Source organism: Microbacterium sp. NPDC089188 (genome assembly GCF_040685155.1).
GTDB classification, from domain to species: domain Bacteria; phylum Actinomycetota; class Actinomycetes; order Actinomycetales; family Microbacteriaceae; genus Microbacterium; species Microbacterium galbum.
This window is the reverse complement of sequence record NZ_JBFBHH010000001.1, coordinates 228,795-248,414: the sequence shown is the minus strand read 5'-3', so window position 1 is coordinate 248,414 and position 19,620 is coordinate 228,795. Positions and strand designations below refer to the sequence as shown.

The 19,620-nt window shown below is 71.4% G+C and carries 16 protein-coding genes; 14 read left to right on the top strand and 2 right to left on the bottom strand.

Translation table 11 applies throughout. The annotated features are described in order from the left end of the window. Positions 1–18 precede the first annotated feature (18 nt). From AB0N80_RS01040 to AB0N80_RS01020, 5 genes are all read left to right on the top strand, one after another. Entirely contained in the window at positions 19–894 is an 876-nt protein-coding gene (locus AB0N80_RS01040) for an ABC transporter ATP-binding protein (protein WP_363388930.1), read from the top strand. Next, positions 891–1,694 carry an ABC transporter permease gene (locus tag AB0N80_RS01035; protein ID WP_315994368.1) on the top strand — a complete coding sequence of 268 codons (804 nt, stop codon included), beginning with the start codon at positions 891–893 and terminating at the stop codon, positions 1,692–1,694. The genes AB0N80_RS01040 and AB0N80_RS01035 overlap by 4 nt, the downstream gene beginning before the upstream one ends. 148 nt (positions 1,695–1,842) lie before the next feature. After that, positions 1,843–2,856 carry an aldo/keto reductase family protein gene (locus AB0N80_RS01030; RefSeq protein ID WP_363577031.1) on the top strand — a complete coding sequence of 338 codons (1,014 nt, stop codon included), beginning with the start codon at positions 1,843–1,845 and terminating at the stop codon, positions 2,854–2,856. Between the two features lie 324 nt (positions 2,857–3,180). Then, positions 3,181–4,824: a DUF4407 domain-containing protein gene (locus tag AB0N80_RS01025; protein ID WP_363577029.1), complete on the top strand. Its 1,644-nt coding sequence runs from the start codon at positions 3,181–3,183 to the stop codon at positions 4,822–4,824. Continuing rightward, on the top strand, positions 4,824–5,309 hold the full coding sequence (locus tag AB0N80_RS01020; RefSeq protein WP_363388940.1) for an NUDIX domain-containing protein: 486 nt from the start codon (positions 4,824–4,826) through the stop codon (positions 5,307–5,309). Before AB0N80_RS01025 ends, AB0N80_RS01020 begins: the two co-directional genes overlap by 1 nt. 175 nt (positions 5,310–5,484) lie before the next feature. Here AB0N80_RS01020 and AB0N80_RS01015 read toward each other — a convergent pair whose 3' ends face one another. Continuing rightward, positions 5,485–6,459 (bottom strand): zinc-binding dehydrogenase, encoded by a 975-nt coding sequence (locus tag AB0N80_RS01015; protein ID WP_363577027.1) that lies wholly within the window; start codon positions 6,457–6,459, stop codon positions 5,485–5,487. Positions 6,460–6,620: 161 nt separating this feature from the next. Here AB0N80_RS01015 and AB0N80_RS01010 point away from each other — a divergent pair, with 161 nt between their 5' ends. The 7 genes from AB0N80_RS01010 to AB0N80_RS00980 all read left to right on the top strand — a co-directional run bounded on the left by AB0N80_RS01010 (position 6,621) and on the right by AB0N80_RS00980 (position 13,615). Then, positions 6,621–7,196, top strand: a complete 576-nt coding sequence (locus tag AB0N80_RS01010) for a TetR/AcrR family transcriptional regulator (RefSeq protein WP_363577025.1) — start codon at positions 6,621–6,623, stop codon at positions 7,194–7,196. A 149-nt stretch (positions 7,197–7,345) separates the two neighbouring features. Further along, the gene (locus AB0N80_RS01005; protein ID WP_315994374.1) at positions 7,346–7,975 is read left to right on the top strand and encodes a GntR family transcriptional regulator; all 630 of its coding nucleotides are present in this window, start codon (positions 7,346–7,348) and stop codon (positions 7,973–7,975) included. Beyond that, the gene (locus tag AB0N80_RS01000; RefSeq protein ID WP_363577023.1) at positions 7,972–9,498 is read left to right on the top strand and encodes an MmgE/PrpD family protein; all 1,527 of its coding nucleotides are present in this window, start codon (positions 7,972–7,974) and stop codon (positions 9,496–9,498) included. The genes AB0N80_RS01005 and AB0N80_RS01000 overlap by 4 nt, the downstream gene beginning before the upstream one ends. Further along, positions 9,498–10,397, top strand: coding sequence for a methylisocitrate lyase (prpB, locus tag AB0N80_RS00995; protein ID WP_315994376.1), 900 nt, complete (start codon positions 9,498–9,500; stop codon positions 10,395–10,397). The genes AB0N80_RS01000 and prpB overlap by 1 nt, the downstream gene beginning before the upstream one ends. Before the next feature lie 37 nt (positions 10,398–10,434). Continuing rightward, entirely contained in the window at positions 10,435–11,619 is a 1,185-nt protein-coding gene (locus tag AB0N80_RS00990) for a bifunctional 2-methylcitrate synthase/citrate synthase (protein WP_363577021.1), read from the top strand. Further along, on the top strand, positions 11,619–12,797 hold the full coding sequence (locus AB0N80_RS00985) for a thiolase family protein (RefSeq protein ID WP_363388957.1): 1,179 nt from the start codon (positions 11,619–11,621) through the stop codon (positions 12,795–12,797). Before AB0N80_RS00990 ends, AB0N80_RS00985 begins: the two co-directional genes overlap by 1 nt. A gap of 101 nt (positions 12,798–12,898) precedes the next feature. Next, positions 12,899–13,615 (top strand): Type 1 glutamine amidotransferase-like domain-containing protein, encoded by a 717-nt coding sequence (locus tag AB0N80_RS00980; protein WP_363577019.1) that lies wholly within the window; start codon positions 12,899–12,901, stop codon positions 13,613–13,615. Between the two features lie 128 nt (positions 13,616–13,743). Here the strand turns inward: AB0N80_RS00980 and AB0N80_RS00975 are convergent, their stop codons facing one another. Beyond that, on the bottom strand, positions 13,744–17,220 hold the full coding sequence (locus AB0N80_RS00975) for a choice-of-anchor I family protein (RefSeq protein WP_363577017.1): 3,477 nt from the start codon (positions 17,218–17,220) through the stop codon (positions 13,744–13,746). Between the two features lie 194 nt (positions 17,221–17,414). Here AB0N80_RS00975 and AB0N80_RS00970 point away from each other — a divergent pair, with 194 nt between their 5' ends. Together AB0N80_RS00970 and AB0N80_RS00965 are read left to right on the top strand one after the other, a co-directional pair. Next, positions 17,415–18,134 carry a VIT family protein gene (locus AB0N80_RS00970; protein WP_363577015.1) on the top strand — a complete coding sequence of 240 codons (720 nt, stop codon included), beginning with the start codon at positions 17,415–17,417 and terminating at the stop codon, positions 18,132–18,134. A 79-nt stretch (positions 18,135–18,213) separates the two neighbouring features. After that, on the top strand, positions 18,214–19,392 hold the full coding sequence (locus tag AB0N80_RS00965) for an acyl-CoA dehydrogenase family protein (protein ID WP_363577013.1): 1,179 nt from the start codon (positions 18,214–18,216) through the stop codon (positions 19,390–19,392). Positions 19,393–19,620 lie beyond the last annotated feature (228 nt).

The following is a 19,620-nucleotide window of genomic DNA, read 5'->3' as shown; positions in this document are numbered from 1 at the left end:
GACCGCCAGACTGGGCACATGAGCGATCACGTCGTGCGCGTCGAGAACCTGCGGAAGACCTACCGCGGCGGCGTCGAGGCGCTGCGCGGGGTCTCCTTCGACATCCGCCGCGGCGAGACGTTCGCGGTGCTCGGGCCGAACGGCGCCGGGAAGAGCACCGTCATCGAGATCCTCGAGGGCTACCGCGACCGCACGAGCGGCGAGGTGCGCGTGCTCGGCGTCGATCCGCACCGCGGCGGACTCGATTGGAAGGCGCGGCTCGGCATCGTGCTGCAGAACACCGGCGAGGCGCCCGCCGCCACCGTGCGGGAGATGCTCGCCCACTTCGCCTCGTTCTACCCGCGGCCCCGCGACGTCGACGAGGTCATCGCGTCGGTGGGGCTGACCGAGAAGGCCACGGTGAGTGTGCGGAAGCTCTCGGGCGGGCAGCGTCGTCGCGTCGACGTGGCACTCGGCATCATCGGTCGCCCCGAGCTGCTGTTCCTCGACGAGCCGACGACGGGCTTCGACCCCGAGGTGCGGCGGCAGTTCTGGGACCTCATCCGCCGTCTGCAGGGCGAGGGCACTTCGATCCTGCTGACCACCCACTACCTCGACGAGGCCGCCGAGCTCGCGGAACGAGCGGCGATCATCGTCGCCGGTGAGGTGGCATCCGTCGGCCGGATCGACGACCTCGGCGGTGCCGGGGCGCGCGTGCCGATCGTGCGGTGGCGCGAGGGCGGCGAGGTGCGCGAGGAGCGCACCCATGAACCCGGGGCGGTGGTCGCCGCGCTGGTCGCGCGCGGAGGCGAGCCCGAACGCCTCGAGATCGTGCGCCCGAGCCTCGAAGACGTCTACCTGTCGTTCCTCGGCGACGAGGCGCGCCGCACGACCGCGGCCGGGGGCGCGGCATGAGCCGCATCCTGCGTCTGGGCGCCTCCCGCATCGCGTTCGAGGTGCGCTCGTACTTCCGCCAGGGCGACTCGGTGTTCTTCACGTTCCTGTTCCCCGTGATGATCCTGCTGATCTTCGCCGTCGCGTTCGACGCGCAGACCTTCGGTCCTCCGGGCGATGAGGTGGATGCCGCGCAGTTCTACCTCCCCGCGATGCTCGCCGCCGGCGTGCTGCTGTCGGGTCTGCAGAACATGTCGATCGACATCGCGATGGAGCGCAGCGACGGCACGCTCAAGCGCCTCGGCGGAACGCCGCTGAGCCCGGTGTCGTACTTCATCGGCAAGCTCGGCCAGGTGCTCGTCACGGGGTTCCTGCAGTCGGTGCTGCTCATCGTCGTGGCGGCGGTGTTCTTCGGCGTTCCCGTGCCGACCGAGCCCGAGCGCTGGCTGACGTTCGCGTGGGTGTTCCTGCTGGGCGTGACGACCTGCGCGATCCTCGGCATCGGCCTGTCGGCGCTGCCGCGCACCGGCCGCAGCGCGACCGGCGTCGTCATCCCGATCGTGCTGCTGCTGCAGTTCATCTCGGGTGTGTACATCAACTTCGCCGCCCTGCCGGAGTGGCTGCAGAACGTCGCGAGCGTGTTCCCGCTGAAGTGGCTCGCGCAGGGTTTCCGGTCGGTGTTCCTTCCCGAGGGCTTCGCCGCCGCCGAGCCGTCGGGATCGTGGGACCACCCGCTGATCCTGCTGGTGACGGCGCTGTGGCTGGTGGTCGGTCTCGCCGTGGTGCGGGTGACCTTCCGGTGGATCCGCAAGGACGCGTGAGGCGCCTCGCCGGCACCCCACTGATCGATAAACGCTCTCCGTGATGAGAAACGCCCTCCCTCCGCGTTTCTCATCACGGTTGGCGTTTATCGGGGGGGGGGGTGGACGCCACGGCCCCGGTGCCGGTGGCCGGGGCTAGCGTGGAGGGATGGTCGCTTATCGCTATCTCGGTAACAGTGGATTCAAGATCTCGGAGATCACCCTCGGCAACTGGGTGACCCACGGTTCGCAGGTCGGAGACGACGCCGCCATCAAGACCGTGCACGCCGCGCTCGACGCGGGGATCACGACCTTCGACACCGCCGACACGTACGCCAACACCGCGGCGGAGACCGTGCTCGGGAAGGCGCTCGAGGGGCAGCGGCGCGAGTCGCTCGAGATCTTCACGAAGGTCTACTTCCCCACCGGTCCCGGTGGCCCCAACGACACCGGCCTGAGCCGTAAGCACATCATGGACTCCATCAACGGGTCGCTGAAGCGCCTCGGCACCGACTACGTCGACCTCTACCAGGCGCACCGATTCGACTACGAGACGCCGCTCGAAGAGACCTTCCAGGCGTTCGCCGACGTCGTCCGCCAGGGCAAGGCGCTCTACATCGGCGTCTCGGAGTGGACCGCGGAGCAGCTGCGCGAGGGTCATGCGCTCGCGAAGCAGCTCGGCATTCAGCTCATCTCCAACCAGCCGCAGTACTCGATGCTGTGGCGCGTCATCGAGGGCAAGGTGGTGCCCACGAGCGAGGAGCTCGGCATCTCGCAGATCGTCTGGTCGCCCATGGCGCAGGGCGTGCTCAGCGGCAAGTACCTTCCCGGTCAGCCCGTGCCCGAGGGCTCGCGCGCGACGGACGAGAAGAGCGGCGCGAACTTCATCAAGAGGTTCTTGAACGACGACACCCTCGAGGCCGTGCAGCGCCTGAAGCCCATCGCCGACGAGGCCGGGCTCACGATGCCCCAGCTCGCGATCGCGTGGGTGCTGCAGAACCCCAACATCGCCGCCGCCCTGGTCGGCGCCTCGCGCCCCGAGCAGCTCGCCGACACGGTCAAGGCCTCCGGCGTCACCCTCGACGCCGACACGCTCGCCGCGATCGACGCGGCCCTGGGCGATGCCGTGTTCTCCGACCCCGAGAACACCTACGAGGTGTCGCCGAGGAAGCGCCTGGTCTGACGCGGTTCGCGCGGCGGGTCGGGCGTTCGCGCTCGGCCCGCTTTCGCGTGCGGCCCGCTCGGCGTGCCCGGCGCCCGGCGCCCGGCGCGGGCGGATCGGTCCGCGAGATGACCCGGGTTTCGCGAGAGCACACCCCATTCGGCGCAATCGCGGGTCATCTCGGGTGACACGCATCATGTCGGCGCGCGACGCGACAGCGGCGGCGGGGCGGAGGGCGGGTCGACCGGCCGGCAGGAGGTGCCCGCCGGAGCGCGGCCGGCGACGAGGGGCCGTGCCTCAGCCTGCGCACAGGAGAGGGCAGGGTCGGCGTCGTACCCTCTGCGAATGTCCTTTTCCGCTCACCGGCCGGGCCGCTTCGGCTCCGACGGCCGCATCGAGTTCACGACGGACGAGGAACGCGAGCAGTATCTCGACGACATCCTCGCCGCACAGAACGCGGCGAACCCCGACGCCGACGCGCGCGACCACACGTCCGAGCCGTGGGGCGCGCCGCCCGCCGACGACGAGCCGCGCGACCCCTTCGTCGACGACGCGGACGGCGATCCCCGCGATGACGACCCGCCCCGCGACCCGCGAGACGACGACCCCGCCGACGACCGCGACACCGTCGTGATCGACCGTGCGCCCGTCGACGCCGAGACCGACACCGAGCAGGTGCTCGCGGCTCCCGCCGTGGCATCCATCCCGGTGACCTCTGAGCCCCGCCAGCCGCGCTTGCGGCGCCACGACCCCCGTCGACCGCGTCTGTCGCTGATCCGGCGCATGGCCGTGCTCGGCGGTGCCGACAACGACGTGCTCGACGAGGTTCCCGAAGAGGTGCCGCGCTTCGTGCAGATGTTCCTCGTGCTCGCCGGCACCGCGCTCGTGTCCGCGCTGTCGATGATGTTCGCGCTCCTCACGGGCGTGCGGGTCAGCATCCTGCTCGCGATCCCCCTCGCGATCGTGTGGGGCCTGATCATCTTCAACCTCGATCGCTTCCTGACCTCGACGATGCGCTCGACGAAGAACGTCTTCCGCCTGCTCGGGCTCGCGATGCCCCGCGTGATCATGGCGGCGCTCATCGGCGTCGTGGTTGCCGAGCCGCTCGTGCTGCAGATCTTCCAGAACGACATCAACCGCGAGGTCAACGCGACCAACATCACGCAGGCCCTGGGCGATCAGGATGCCGTGACCAACGGTCCCGAGAAGCAGGCCCTCGACGCGGCCACGGCCCAGGTCTCGGCGCTCGAGAACCAGGCCGCGACCGGCATCGTCACGGGCACCTCGTCGACGTCGGCCGAGTCGGCCGCCGCCCAGCAGACCGTCGACCAGCTCACGCAGCAGCTCGCGGCGCAGCAGAGCGTGATCGACCAGGCGCGCGCGGTGTACCAGTGCGAGCTGACCGGGCAGGGCGCCGGAACGGTCCCGGGCTGCACCGGTGTCGCCGGCGACGGCGCGAGCTCCGACGCCGCCCAGGCGCAGCTGCAGCAGGCGCAGACGGCGTACGACGCGCTGTCGACCCAGCTGCAGCAGGCGCAGTCGACGCTGGCCGCCGCCAACACCGCGGGCGCTGCGGCTGCGGCATCTTCCGCCGAGGCGAACAAGCAGCAGGCCGAAGACCAGCTGCCCGCAGCTCGCGCGCAGTACGAGTCGGCGCTCGCCGCGTACAACGCCCGGGCGTCGTCCGTCGCCGACGGCAACGCCGGCGCCGTGGGCCTGCTGAGTCAGATCACGGCGCTCGAGCGCCTGTCCGACCGCGAGCCGGTGCTGCGCTGGGCGCACTACCTCATCGCCGCGCTGTTCTTCATGATCGAGCTGCTCCCCGTGCTGGTGAAGGTGCTCACGGGCTTCGGCGGCCCCTCGTTGTACGAGAAGGCCGAGAAGATGCGCGGACAGATCGCCCTCGACCGGGTGTCGGCCCGCACCTTCCGCAAGCGCGCCGACATCATCGCCGACGAGGCCACCCGCGTCCCGGCGGCCACGGCCTGATGGTCGCCTGGAGCGCAGGGCTTCTGCTGTACCGCCTGAGCCCTGCGCCCCAGGTGCTCATCGCCCACATGGGCGGCCCGTTCTGGGCGAAGAAGGAGGCCGGCGCGTGGTCGCTCCCGAAGGGCGAGTTCGACCCCGCCACGGAGGGGGCGTTGGATGCCGCCCACCGGGAGTTCCGCGAGGAGCTCGGCATCGAGCCGCCCGAGACGGAGTGGGCGGAGCTCGGCACCTTCGCCTACAGCAGCGGTAAGAAGGTCGTCGTCTTCTGCGGCGACGGCGCCGGGTTCACGGCATCCGGAGACGACTTCGTCTTCGGGGAGTTCGAGATGGAGTGGCCACCGCGCTCCGGTCGCACGGCGTCGTTCCCCGAGGTCGACCGCGCCGAGTGGATGGGCCTGGATGCCGCGCGCGACGCGCTCGTGAAGGGCCAGCGCCCCGCGATCGACGCGCTCGAGAGGGCGCTGCAGGAGCTCGCCGGCGCGTGACGCATCCGCGCTCCGCGCTCGCTTTTCTGTTCGAGTGTCCGAGACACCCGGACGTTCTCGGATCTCGTCCGGGTGTCTCGGACACTCGATGGGGAGTGCACGGCGGCCGCGCACACCGACTCAGCGCCTCACCGCCCGCGCGGACGCGTGCGACTCATGAGCGGGGCGCGTCGGCTCAGGGGCGCAGCAGCACCTTGCCGACGCGGGGGGAGTCGCTCGCGCGGGCGGCCTCGCGGGCATCCTCGAGCGCGAAGGTCGCCGCGACCGGGAGGGTCAGGGTGCCGTCGGCGAGGTAGCGCGACAGCTCGCCGAACAGGGCGCCGCGGGTCTCGGCATCCATCGTCTTGCTGACGACGCTGCCCCAGAAGCCCTTCACGGTGGCCTGGCGGAAGATGATGTCGCCGGCCGAGAGCTCGAGTTTGCCGGCGCCCATCGAGCCGAAGATGACCAGGGTGCCGTTCTCGCTGAGCAACGACAGCACGTCGTTGCTGGCTGAGCCGCCGACCGAGTCGACGCCGGCGACGATGCGCGCGCCGTCGGCGAGGGCGAGCGCCGCGTCGCGCCACCCCTCGGCGTCGGTCGACACGACGTTGTCGATGCCCTGCTCCGCCAGCTCGGCGACCGCGCTCCGGCGACGCACGAGGCCGATCACGTGGATGCCGCGGGCCTTCGCGATCTGCGCGACCATGCGGCCGACGGCGCCGTTGGCGGTGTTCTGCACGATCCAGTCGCCCGCCTTCAGGTCGAGCGAGTGCAGCAGGCTGATGGCGCTGAACGGCATCGAGACCAGCTGGGAAGCGACCTCGTCGCTCAGTCCGTCGGCGACCGGGATGAGGCCGGCGGCCTTCGCGACGACCTGCTCTGCCCAGACGCCGAAGGTGCCGCCCGTGGCGACGCGCTGGCCGACGGTGAGGCCTTCGACGCCCTCGCCGAGCTCCTCCACCACGCCCACGGCCTCGGTACCGGCGCGCGCGGGCAGCTCGGGCTTGAAGCCGTAGGTGCCGCGGATGGTCCAGAGGTCGTGGTTGTGGATGGGCGACAGCAGCACGCGCAGGCGTACCTCGCCGGGGCCGGGGGTCGGGGTCTCGACCTCTTCGACGCCGAGGACGTCGGCGGGCTCGCCGAACTCGTGGTGGATCACTGCGCGCATGGAATGCCTCCGGTGGTTATTTTGTAACGACCGGTCTAATATAGACCTCGACGCTGCGAATGCAACCGGAAGGCGTCCGCGTCCGGTTGCTTCGACGGGCTCGGCCACCTCCGCCGGACGCCATCGCGAGGCACAGGGAGAGAACAGGGAACATGGGCAGGATGCCGAGCTTCGAGCGCTCCGCCGTCGTCGACGCCGCGCGCGACGTCTTCTGGCGCCGCGGCTACGCCGAGACCGGCATCGCCGAGCTCGAGGAGGCCACCGGGCTCACGCGCTCCAGCATCTACAACGCCTTCGGCAGCAAGCGCGGGCTGTTCGACGCCGTGCTCTCCGCCTACCTCGACGACGTCGTGCGCACCCGCCTGCGTCCGCTGGGCGGGGGAGATCCGAGCGCGCTCGAGGCCTACGTCGACGACATGAGCGCGGCGATCGAGGCCGACTCCCCGCGGGCCCGCCTCGGCTGCCTCCTGCTCAACGCCGGATCATCGCCCCTGGCGAGCGACGATGCGGACGTGCGCGCCCTCGTCTCGGCTTACGCGGCCGAGATGCGTGCGGCCATCCGCGCCGCGGTCGCCGACCGGCGCCCCGACCTGACCCCGGATGCCGTCGACGCCCTCGCCGCGGTCTGCGCCTCGCTCGTGGTGGCCGGCCTCACCCTCGCCCGCGCCGACCGCGACGCGGCGCTCGGCACCCTCGCATCCATTCCGACGACCCTGGAGTCGTGGGGGCGCGCCTGATCGCGCGAGTCGCCGAGAATCGTCTCCTCGGGTGCGGTCCGGGGATGATCTCGGTATCTCTTTGTATACGTTCGTAGCGCTCCCGGGGCGAAAACTATCCCTTGGGCGCCGCAGTGCATACACTGGGAAGGCGGCGAGGGAGGTGCGGCATGCGAGCGAGCGAACGCGCGTACGCGACCCTCCTCGACGAGATCCAGACCGGCGCCCTTTCTCCCGGCACGGTCCTCGGCGAGGTGGAGCAGTCCACGCGTCTCGGAGTGAGTCGCACCCCGCTGCGCGAGGCGCTGCGCCGCCTGGCATCCGACGGGCTCGTCGCCCAGGCCTCGCCGCGGGTGACCGTGGTCGCGGGCATCGACGCCGACGACATCCGTGCCCTGTTCGACCTGCGTCGCGCCCTCGAGACAGAGGCGGCACGGCTGGCCGCGCAGCGCGGCGACCGACGGGTCTTCCACGCGCTGGCCGCCGAGTTCGAGCGCGTCGACACCGCCGACGCCGACGACTACTACGCGCTGATCGCCCGGTTCGACGCGGCGATCGACGCCGCCGTCGACAACCCCTACCTCTCCGCGGCCCTGCGCAGCGTCCGCACGCACCTCGTGCGGGTCCGACGCATGGCCCGCGACAACCCCCTGCGGCTTTCCGCCTCGGCGCGAGAGCATGAACTGATCGCCCGCGCGATCGGCGGCGGCGACCCCGAACTCGCCGCCCACGCCACCCACGTGCACCTGCACAACGCCTTCACGACCATCCTCGAAGCCCTCACGGAGGACCCCTCATGACGATCACCCATCACGTGCGCGTGCACCGCAGCGACGAGAACCTCGCCCGCGAGGGCCAGCTCGCCTGGGCGCTCGCGCGCGTCGCGGTCGACCCGGTCGCGGTCGACGACGACGTGGCCGACATGATCGTCAACCGCCTGATCGACAACGCCGCCGTCGCCGCGGCATCCCTCACCCGTCAGCCGGTCAGCGCCGCGCGCCAGCAGGCGCTCGATCACGCGGTGTCGATCGGCGGACCCGGCGCGACCGTCTTCGGCTGCCTGCTCGAGCGGCGCACCAGCCCCGAGTGGGCCGCGTGGGCGAACGGCGTCGCCGTGCGCGAGCTCGACTATCACGACACCTTCCTCGCCGCCGACTACTCGCACCCCGGCGACAACATCCCGCCCGTGCTCGCGGTCGCCCAGCACACCGGTCGCGACGGCGCCGCCCTCGTGCGCGCCCTCGCCACGGCCTACGAGATCCAGATCGACCTCGTCCGCGCGATCTCGCTGCACAAGCACAAGATCGACCACGTCGCCCACCTGGGACCCGCGGCGGCCGCCGGCATCGGCACCCTGCTCGACCTCGACCAGGAGACGATCTACCAGGCCATCGGCCAGGCGCTGCACACCACCACCGCCACGCGCCAGTCGCGCAAGGGCGAGATCTCGACGTGGAAGGCGCACGCCCCCGCCTTCGCCGGGAAGATGGCGATCGAGGCGGTGGACCGCGCGATGCGCGGGGAGACCAGCCCCTCGCCGATCTACGAAGGCGAAGACGGCGTCATCGCGTGGATGCTCGACGGCCCCGACGCCTCCTACGACGTCCCGCTGCCCGGCGAGGGCGAGAGCAAGCGCGGCATCCTCGACTCGTACACGAAGGAGCACTCCGCCGAGTACCAGGCGCAGGCGTGGATCGACCTCGCCCGCCGCCTCGGCACGGACCGGCCCGATCTGCGCGACCCCGCCAACGTGGCATCCATCGTCTTGCACACCAGCCACCACACGCACTACGTGATCGGGTCGGGAGCGAACGACCCGCAGAAGTACGACCCGACCGCCTCGCGCGAGACGCTCGACCATTCGATCCCGTACATCTTCGCCGTCGCCCTGCAGGACGGCGCGTGGCACCACGTCGACTCCTACGCCCCCGCGCGCGCCGGCCGCGCCGACACCGTCGTCCTCTGGCACAAGGTGACGACGGCGGAGGATGCCGAGTGGACGCGCCGCTACCACTCCGAGGATCCGAACGAGAAGGCCTTCGGCGGCCGCGTGGTCATCACCCTCACCGACGGCTCGGTCGTCGAGGGCGAGATCGCCGTCGCCGACGCCCACCCGCTCGGCGCCCGCCCGTTCGCGCGCGAGGACTACATCCGCAAGTTCCGCATCCTGGCCGAGCCCGTGCTGCTGCCCGAGGAGATCGAGCGCTTCCTCGAGCTCGTGCAGCGTCTGCCCGAGCTGAGCCCGGCCGAGGTCATGCAGCTCACGATCGTCGCGAAGCCCGGCGTGCTGGCGCTGGCCCCCGCGCCGAAGGGGCTGTTCTGATGCTCTACGCCCAGAGCACCCCCCAGCAGAAGCGTCGCGCCCTGCGCGAGAAGCTGGCATCCGGAGAGCTCGTGCGGATGCCGGGAGCCTTCAACCCGCTCTCGGCCCGGCTGATCGAGCGCAAGGGCTTCGACGGCGTCTACATCTCCGGCGCGGTCATCTCGGCAGACCTCGGCCTGCCCGACATCGGCCTGACGACCCTCACCGAGGTCGCCGGACGCGGGCAGCAGATCGCACGGATGACGGAACTGCCGGCGATCATCGACGCCGACACGGGATTCGGCGAGCCGATGAACGTCGCCCGCACGATCCAGACGCTCGAGGATGCAGGCCTCGCCGGCACGCACATCGAGGACCAGGTCAACCCGAAGCGCTGCGGCCACCTCGACGGCAAGAGCGTCGTGGATGCCGACACCGCGATCAAGCGCATCCGCGCGGCCGTCGACGCCCGGCGCGACCCCGACTTCCTCCTCATGGCGCGCACCGACGTGCGGGCGGTGGAGGGCCTGGATGCCGCGATCGACCGCGCGAAGGCGCTGGTCGACGCGGGTGCCGACGCGATCTTCCCCGAGGCCATGCGCGACCTCGGTGAGTTCGAGGCGATGCGCACGGCGCTGGATGTGCCGATCCTCGCGAACATGACCGAGTTCGGGAAATCCGAGCTCTTCTCGACCAGGCAGCTGCAGGATGCGGGCGTGAACCTCGTCATCTGGCCGGTGTCGCTGCTGCGGCTCGCGATGGGCGCGGCCGGCCGGGGCCTGGACGCCCTGGCATCCGAGGGCCACCTGCGCGAGCAGCTCGGCGAGATGCAGCACCGCGCCGACCTGTACGACCTCATCGACTACGAGGGCTACACCCGCTTCGACGCCGACGTGTTCGACTTCACCGTCGAACGCTGAGGCCCCACCCGCACGTGCACGACTCGAAGGAGAGACGATGACCGACATCAAGAAGGGCCTCGCCGGCGTCACGGTCGACGAGACCGCGATCAGCAAGGTGAACCCCGACACCAACAGCCTGCTGTACCGCGGGTATCCGGTGCAGGAGCTCGCGGCGACCCAGCCCTTCGAGGCGGTGGCGTACCTGCTGTGGAACGGCGAGCTCCCGGATGCGGCGCAGTTCGCCGCCCTGCGCGAGACGGAGCGCGCGCATCGGGCGCTGACCGACGATGTCCGGGCCGCGATCGACCTGCTGCCCACGAGCGCCCACCCGATGGACGAGGTGCGCACGGCCGTGAGCGTCATCGGCGCGCGCGAGACCGCGGGCATCTCGAACGTGATGGATGCCGTCGGCACCCCCGAGGAGAACCTCGAGCGCAGCATCCGCCTGTGGGCGCAGCTGCCGGCCGTGGTCGCGTACGGCCAGCGCCGCCGACGGGGCGAGGAGCTCATCGAGCCCCGCGACGACCTCGACTACGCGGCGAACTTCCTGTGGATGACGTTCGGCGAGGAAGCGCACGCTGTCGTCGTCGACGCGTTCACCCGCTCGATGATCCTGTACGCCGAGCACTCCTTCAACGCCTCCACCTTCACCGCCCGGGTCATCGCCTCGACGCTCAGCGACCTCTACTCCGCGGTCGTCGGCGCCGTCGGCGCGCTCAAGGGGCCCCTGCACGGCGGGGCGAACGAGGCCGTGCTGCACGTGTTCACCGAGATCGGTTCGGCCGAGAACGTCGGGCCCTGGCTCGACGCCGCGCTCGCCGAGAAGCGCAAGATCATGGGCTTCGGTCACCGCGTGTACAAGCGCGGCGACTCCCGCGTGCCCACGATGAAGGCGGCCCTCGACACCCTCGTCGCGCACTACGACCGCCCCGACGTCGCCGCTCTGTACGACGCCCTGGAGTCGCAGTTCGTCGAGCGTAAGGGCATCTACCCCAACCTCGACTACCCCTCCGGCCCGGCCTACGACCTCATGGGCTTCGACACGCTCACCTTCACGCCCCTGTTCGTCGCCGCGCGGGTGACCGGCTGGACGGCGCACATCCGCGAGCAGCAGGCGGCGAACGCCCTCATCCGCCCCCTGTCGGCCTACGTCGGCCCCGACGAGCGCCACGTCGAGGGATACGTCCCGGATGCCGCCGACGTCGATGCCCAGGAGCGCCCCGAGGAGGCGGCGGGCTGATGTCCGAGCCGCGGATCGTCATCGTCTCGGGCGCCCGCACGCCCATCGGCTCGTTCGGCGGTGCGCTGTCGGGCGTCGACGCCCACGAGCTCGGGGCCGTCGCGGTCACCGAGGCGTTGCGCCGCGCCGGGGTCGACGGGGCCGACGTCGACGAGGTCGTCATGGGCTGCATCGCCCAGAACGGCCCCGACGCCTACAACGCCCGCCGCGTCGCACTCGCCGCGGGGCTGCCCACCCGTGTGCCCGCCTTCACCGTCAACCGCCTGTGCGGCTCGGGCCTGCAGGCGATCTGGTCGGCCGCGCAGGAACTGCGCTGGGGCGGCATCGACGTCGCCGTCGCGGGCGGTGACGAGAGCATGTCGCGCACGCCGTTCCTCGAGTACGGCGCCCGCGGCAACGCCCGTCTCGGCGACCGGACGCTCCTGGACGGCACCCTCGCGATCCTCACCGACCCCTTCAGCGGTCGGCACATGGGCACGACGGCCGAGGTCGTGGCATCCCGCTACTCCGTCTCGCGCGAGCAGCAGGACGCCTTCGCCGTCGAGAGTCAGCGGAGAGCGGCGACGGATGCCGCTCGCGCGGCCTTCGCGGAGGAAATCGTGCCCGTGACCACCCGGGGGCGGAAGCCGGTCGAGGTGTCGATCGACGAGCACCCCCGCCCCGGGACCACGATGCAGGCCCTGGCGGGGCTGCGTCCCGCCTTCGAGAAGGACGGGTCGGTCACGGCCGGCAATTCCTCGGGCATCAACGACGGCGCGGCGGCCACCGTGCTGATGCGCGAGGACGACGTGCGCGCGCGCGGGCTGACCGGGCTCGCGACGCTGGAGGCCGTGACCACGGCCGGCGTCGACCCCGAGATCATGGGCTACGCGCCGGTCATCGCGCTGCAGAGGCTGTGGGAGCGGACCGGGCTCACCCCCGCCGACGTCGACGTGATCGAGGTGAACGAGGCCTTCGCCGCTCAGGCGGTCGCGGTCATCCGCGACGCGGGCCTCGACCCCGAGAGGGTCAATCCGTACGGCGGGGCGATCGCGCTCGGCCACCCCGTCGGCGCGACCGGCGCGATCCTGACCGTGCGCGCGGCCCTCGATCTGCAGCGCCGCGACCTCGAGTACGCCGTCGTGACGATGTGCATCGGCGGCGGCCAGGCCCTCGCGGCGTTGCTGCGGCGGTACTGACCCCCGCCCGCGCGAGTCGCCAGGATGCGTCGCCCAGGGGCGTCCCGAAGCGACGAAAGCTGGCGACTCTCGCGAAGGCGGGCACCCGGGATACTGGGCCCATGAGTGTGTTCCTTCTCGGCGGCGGCCGCGATGTCGCCGTCTGCGCATCGTTGCTGCAGGCCTTCGTGAGCGAGGCGCGGGAGCACGCCGCCGGTCGTGCGCCCGTGATCGCGCTCCTGCTCGTGCTCGAAGCCGACGACGACGCGTCGGTCGACCGGTTCCGCGGCGTGCTCGAGGCCGCCGGAGCGGCACCCGACGACATCCGGGTGCACGCGGTCGTCGAGGGAGAGACCTTCGCGGATGCCATGACGGACGCCGACGGTGTCTTCGTCGGCGGGGGTCTGACTCCGGCGTATCACGACGCGGTCCGCGGCATCCGGGAGGCGATCCGCGAACGGGTCGCGAGCGGCATGCCGTACGCCGGGTTCTCCGCGGGAGCGTCCATCGCCGCGGGTCCGGCGCTCGTCGGCGGGTACCGGGTCCGCGGGGTCGAGGTCGTGTCGGAGGACGCGGGCGAAGAGCTGGACGCCGTCGAGGTGCGCCCGGGCCTCGGGCTCCTCGACTTCGCCGTCGACGTCCACGCCGCCCAGTGGGGCACCCTCTCGCGTCTCGTCGCCGCGGTCGATGCCGGTCTCGTCACCGACGGTGTGGCCATCGACGAGAACACGGCCCTGGTGATCTCGGCGCAGGCGGCCCCGGCCGTGCGCGGCAGCGGTCAGGTCTGGCGCGTCGAGTCCACGGCATCCGGGGTGCACGTCCAGGTGCTCCGCGCCTGAGGCGCCACGCGCTCGTGAGGGGTCAGGAACTATCGCCCGGCGTGCTTCCCGGCGACGGCTTCCGACCCCCCCACGTGAACGGGAACGGCCCCCACCCGCGAGGGTGAGGGCCGTTCCGGCGTCCGGCGTCAGACCGCGCGGCGCTTGCGCAGGGCGAACGCGAGCCCGCCCGCGACCACGAGGAACCCGCCCGCCAGGGCGAGGCCCCACGGCGCCTCGACACCCGTGTTGGCGAGGCCGCTGCCGGGGCGCTCTCCCGCGGGCCGGCCGGGCTGGTCCGGGGCGGGAACCGGCGTCGGCTCGGTGCCGGGCTGACCCGGCTGCGGAGTGGAATCCGTCGCGAGGACCGCACGCCCGAGCGGCGCCGGATCGACCACGGGGATCGCCTCGAAGTACGACAGCGTCGCGTCGAGGTCGATCTGCCCGGTGTCGGTGCGGTCGGTGCCCGCGGCGAAGGTCGGGAAGCCGTCGCCACCGTTGGCGAGGAACGAGTTCGTCACGACCGTGAAGGTGTCGGTGTCGGCGATCGCGCGGCCCTGGTAGGCCATCGAGACGACCGCGCCCACCCGCGGGTTCGACGGGTCCTGCGTGTATGTGTACGTGAACCCGTCGGACACGCCCAGGTGCAGTTTCGGCCGGTCTCCCGTGGCCTTCCACTGCTCGTTCAGGATGCCGCGGAGCTGCTCACCCGTCAGCGTCACCGTCACGAGCGTGTTGGCGAAGGGCTGCACGAGGGCGGCCTCCTTGTAGGTCACCACCCCGTCGTCGCCCTTGAGCAGGTCGGCGCGGAGGCCGCCCGGGTTCATCAGCGCGATCTGGGCCTTCGCGCCGGCATACGCGGGGTTCTGCGACGTCGCCCACAGGTACACGTCGGCCACCCAGTTGCCCATCGACGACTCGACACCGCGGTCCGCTCCCGAGGGGGTTCCGCCGCGCAGGATGTCACCGCTGATCTCGCCGACCGGCTTCGCGCCGATGACGTCGGCCTGCGCGACGTACGCGGCGACCTTGGCCGCGATGTCGGCATCCGGAGCCGCCGCGCCCGCGAGCGGGAAGGTCGTCCCCGAGATGGATGCCAGGGAGTCGGTGCGCGTGTCCCAGCTCAGCGACAGCTGCCCCATGGCCTTGCCGTACTCCGAGGCCTGGATGACGGGGCGTGTCCGGTCGGTGCCGGCCACCGGCAGGTCGCACGCGTAGGTCTGGTGCGTGTGCGCGGAGACGACGGCGTCGATCTTCGGAGAGGCGTTGACCGCGAGGGCGCCGAAACCGGCCTGGTCGGCGGCGATGGCGGCGCAGTCGTTCGACGTCGCAGCTCCCGAGTGCGTCAGCAGCACGATGACGTCGGCGAGGTCGCCCGCCGTGATCTCGTCGGCCACGCGGTTCGCCGCCTCGAGCTGGTCGCCGAAGTCCAGGTCGGCGATGCCGGCCGGGTCGACCATGGTCGCGGTGTCGGGGGTCACGGTGCCGATGAAGGCGACGCGCACGCCGTCGACGTCCTTGACGGCGTACTCGTCGAGTACGGGCTCTTTCGTGCCCTTCTTGTAGACGTTCGCGCCCAGGCCGAACTCCCCGCCGCCGTACTCGGGGAGCACGCGGTCGGTCAGGTCGGCGAAGCCGCGGTCGAACTCGTGGTTGCCGACGGCCGAGACGTCGAGACCCGAGGCCTTCAGCGTGTCGATCGTGGGGGAGTCGTCCTGGATCAGCGAGGTGAAAGTCGACGCGCCGATGTTGTCACCGGCCGAGACGAACAGCGTGTTCGGGTTCGCGGCTTCCTTCGCCTTCACGGCGCCGGCGATGACGGCGGCGCCGGCCTCGCCCTGCGATCCCGCCTCGAGGCGGCCGTGGAAGTCGTTGATCGTGAGGATGTCGATGTCCTTCACGTTCGGGTTCTCCACCGCGAACACGGTGGTGGTGCCCGAGACCTCGTTGCCCACGGCCACGAGCGGGCGGCCCGTCGGAGAGTCGGCGGCGGAGATGAACTCCACGCCCTCGGGACCGAGGTCGCCGGCCTTCGCCAGCAGCTCGCGGTCGGCGGTCTCATCGCCGGTCAGCCGGTCTTCGACCGAGACCGAGAAGTCGCGGTTGTTGACGTACCCGGTGTAGGTCGCGTTCTTCGGGTCGGTGATGTCGTAGGTCATCACGCCACCGACACGCTCGAGGCCGATGAAGGCGTAGGTGCGCCCGTCGACCTCGCCGATCGCGAGGTTCTCGGGCTCGGGGCCCTTGTCGTCGCTGCGACCCTCCAGGTTCGACTCCGAGTGGTTCGAGTTGAAGAAATCGGGATTCGCATCGTGCGTGATGCGCTCGAAGTCGGAGCCCGAGTCGAAGACCTGCTCGCCCGCGGTGTTCCACACCGATAACCCGCGCCCGCCGAAGGTGTAGAGCGCGGAGTAGCAGGTGCCCTCGGCGTTCAGGCCCATGTCGGTCGCGACGTTGAGGCGACCGAGGGCGGCGTCGCCGAGCGAGCCCGCGAGCGGGCTGTCGGCGCACACGGGCGCGAGACCGTCGGAGCCGAGATCCTTCACGCGGGCGGTGTCGGTGAAGTCGCCCCACTCGCGACCGTCACCCTCGTTGGCGGTGACGAGGTAGGTCTCGCCGCCGGACTGGTAGGCCTGGATGCCGTCGGGCATGTACATGCCGAACAGGCCGGGGTAGCTCTTCTCGTTGAAGGTCGGGGCATCCTTCGGGTCGCGGTCGCTCGCGTCGAGCGTCTCGACGCCGTAGTCCTTGAAGCCCAGGGACCGGATGCCGGTGACCTCCGCCGTCGCCAGGTCGACGACCGCGACGGCGTTGGCCTCCTGCAGCGCGACGTACGCCGTGGAGCCGGCGATCGCGACGTACTCGGGCTCGAGGTTGCGGCTCACGCGGTTGGCGGCGAGCGGCGTGGAGCCCTGGTCGGGGGCGGCGACATCGGGGCCGAAGACCCGGACGGCGGGGTCGAGGGACTTCGAGCCGTCCTGCTCGAAGGCTCCGAACCCGGCCGTGCGCACGGCATCCTGGGTCGGGGCGGTCTTGGTGCTCGGCAGCGCGACGACGCCGACGGAACCCTCGGGGTCGGTCGTGAAGTCATCGGCCGGCTCGCCCTCGTTCGCGACGACCGCGAAGGAGCCGTCGTCGCTGATCGCGACCATGTCGGGCAGAGCGCCGACCGTGACCTCTCCGAGGATCGTGGGCGCGGCGGCATCCGCGTCGAAGAAGACCAGACGTCCGGGCGCGGTCTTGTCGGTGCTTTCCAGGGCGATGACGCCCAGGCCGTCGGCGCGGACGGCGAGGGAGTTCGCGATCCCGGTGCCGGCGATCGAGTACAGCTTCGTCGGTGCGGCGGGGTTTCCGTTGTCGAGCACATCGACGGCCCCGGCCTGGGCGTTCACGACGAAGAGGCGGTTCTTGTACGCGTGCACGATCTCGGCGGCCGACTGGTCGAACACCCCGGTCTCGTACGTGCCGAGCGGACGCAGCGACACCGCGCCGTCGGCGGCGACGTCACGCACGGGATCGGAGACGAGAGCGGCGGATGCCGCGGTGGCGCTCGACAGAGCGAGAGCGCAGACCGCGGCGGTGGTCGCGCTGAACGCGACCGCGCGGCGGAGGAGGGGCGAAGGCATGGCTGTGTCCTCGGATGCAGGGGGGAGCTCGCGCGTCGAGAACGGCGCGAGGACGCCGCGGGGCGGCGATGGCGGCGAGTCTGCCCGCGGGCGGTGTCGCCCGAGTGAACGACGGGGGAACGGCGGACCCGCACGGCTCGTTGACGTCGACGCAAGGGCGTCCGGGTGTCGACGGCGGGGATATCCTCTCGCCCATGACCACCGCGAACGGCGCGCACGCCGATGAACCGCACCGTCAGGGACTCTCGCAGCGCCTCAACTGGCTGAGGGCCGGAGTCCTCGGCGCCAACGACGGCATCGTCTCGACCGCCGCGGTCGTCGTCGGCGTCGCGGGAGCGACGAGCGACACCGGTCCCGTGCTGATCGCCGGTCTCGCGGCCCTCGTCGGTGGCGCGATCTCCATGGCGCTGGGCGAGTACGTCTCGGTGTCGAGCCAGCGCGACAGCGAGCACGCGCTCATCCAGAAGGAGAAGCGCGAACTGGCCGACGACCCCGAGGCCGAGCTCGCCGAACTGGTGGGCATGTACGAGGCGCAGGGCCTCTCGCGCGACACGGCGACGCGCGTGGCGACCGAGCTCACGGCATCCGATGCTCTCAAGGCGCATCTGGCGGTCGAGCTCAACATCGACGCCGACGACGTCGTGAGTCCGTGGGCGGCGGCTCTCGCCTCGGCGGTGGCGTTCACGATCGGCGCGCTGCTGCCGCTGGCGACGATCCTGTTCGCGCCCGTCGAGATCCGGGTGCCGCTGACCTTCGTCGCGGTGCTCATCGCGCTCGCGATCACCGGCTACGTCGCGGCGTACATCGGCGGGGCCCGGCGGGGGCGGGCGGTGCTGCGCACCGTCATCGGCGGGGCGCTCGCGCTCGCGGCGACGTACGCCGTCGGCGCTCTGTTCGGGGTGTCCGCGGGGTAATCGACCCCTCTACCATTTACTAGGACGTCCAGGTAATCTGAGCAGGCGACGACGCCGTCGCCTCACGAAGGAGAGCCGCATGGACACCACCCCTGCTCCCGCGCTCGACGCCTCACCGGTCAGCACCCTGTCGACAGATGAGCGCGCCGCGATCCTCGATGCCGTGCGCGATTTCGCCGCGACCGAGTTCGCCCCCCACACCCTCGAGTGGGATGCCGAGAAGCATTTCCCCCGCGACGTGCTGCGCCGCGCGGGGGAGCTGGGTCTCGGCGGCGTCTACGTCAACGACGACGTCGGCGGCGCCGGGCTGTCACGAGCGGATGCGGTGGCGATCTTCGAGGAGCTCGCCTACGGCGACCCCACGGTGACGGCGTACATCACGATCCACAACATGGTCGCGTGGATGATCGACACCTACGGCACCGCCGCCCAGCGCGAGCGGTGGTTGCCCTCGCTCGTGGCCATGGACGACCTCGGCGCCTACTGCCTCACCGAACCGGGCGCAGGATCGGATGCCGCGGCGATCGCCACCTCCGCGATCCGCCATGGTGAAACGTACGTGCTGACGGGCGTGAAGCAGTTCATCTCGGGCGCCGGAGAGGCATCCGTCTACGTCGTCATGGCGCGCACCGGCGAGCCGGGGGCCCGCGGCATCAGCGCGTTCCTCGTCCCCGCCGACGCCGCGGGCCTGTCGTTCGGGCCGAACGAGAAGAAGATGGGCTGGAACGCCCAACCCACCCGCCCGGTGATCCTCGACGAGGTGCGCGTACCGGCGGAGAACCTGCTCGGCGGCGAGGGGCGCGGGTTCTCGATCGCGATGAACGCGCTCAACGGCGGGCGGCTCAACATCGCCACGTGCTCCCTCGGGGGTGCGCGGTGGGCGCTGGACCGGGCGGTCGCCTATGTGCACGAGCGGTTCACCTTCGGCGAGGCCCTCAGCGAGAAGCAGTCCGTGATCTTCGCCGTGGCCGACATGGCGACCGAGCTCGACGCCGCACGTCTGCTCGTGCGCGACGCCGCCCGGGCCCTGGATGCCAAGGCGCCCGACGCCGCGACCCGCTGCGCGATGGCCAAGCGTTTCGCGACCGATGTGGGCTTCCGTGTCGCCAACGAGGCCCTGCAGCTGCACGGCGGCTACGGCTACCTGCAGGACTACGGCATCGAGAAGGTGGTGCGCGACCTGCGCGTGCACCAGATCCTCGAGGGGACGAACGAGATCATGCGCCTCATCGTCGGCCGCAGCGTCCTCGCGGCGTGACACCGCCTGAGAGGCTGGGGCTCGTGCGGGGCGATTCGGTGGGCGTGGCGCGGGCGCGGACGGGGCCGGCCCGATTCGGGGCGGAATCCGCGCGTCGGAGCGTACGTGCCACGCCCCGCAGCGCGAAACGCGCGCCGGACTCGACAGCCTCGCGGCCCCGGCACGACGTCGACGGGCCGGCGGCGGAACCCCCTCGGCGGATGTCGGGGGCGCGTGCGAGCATGCCAG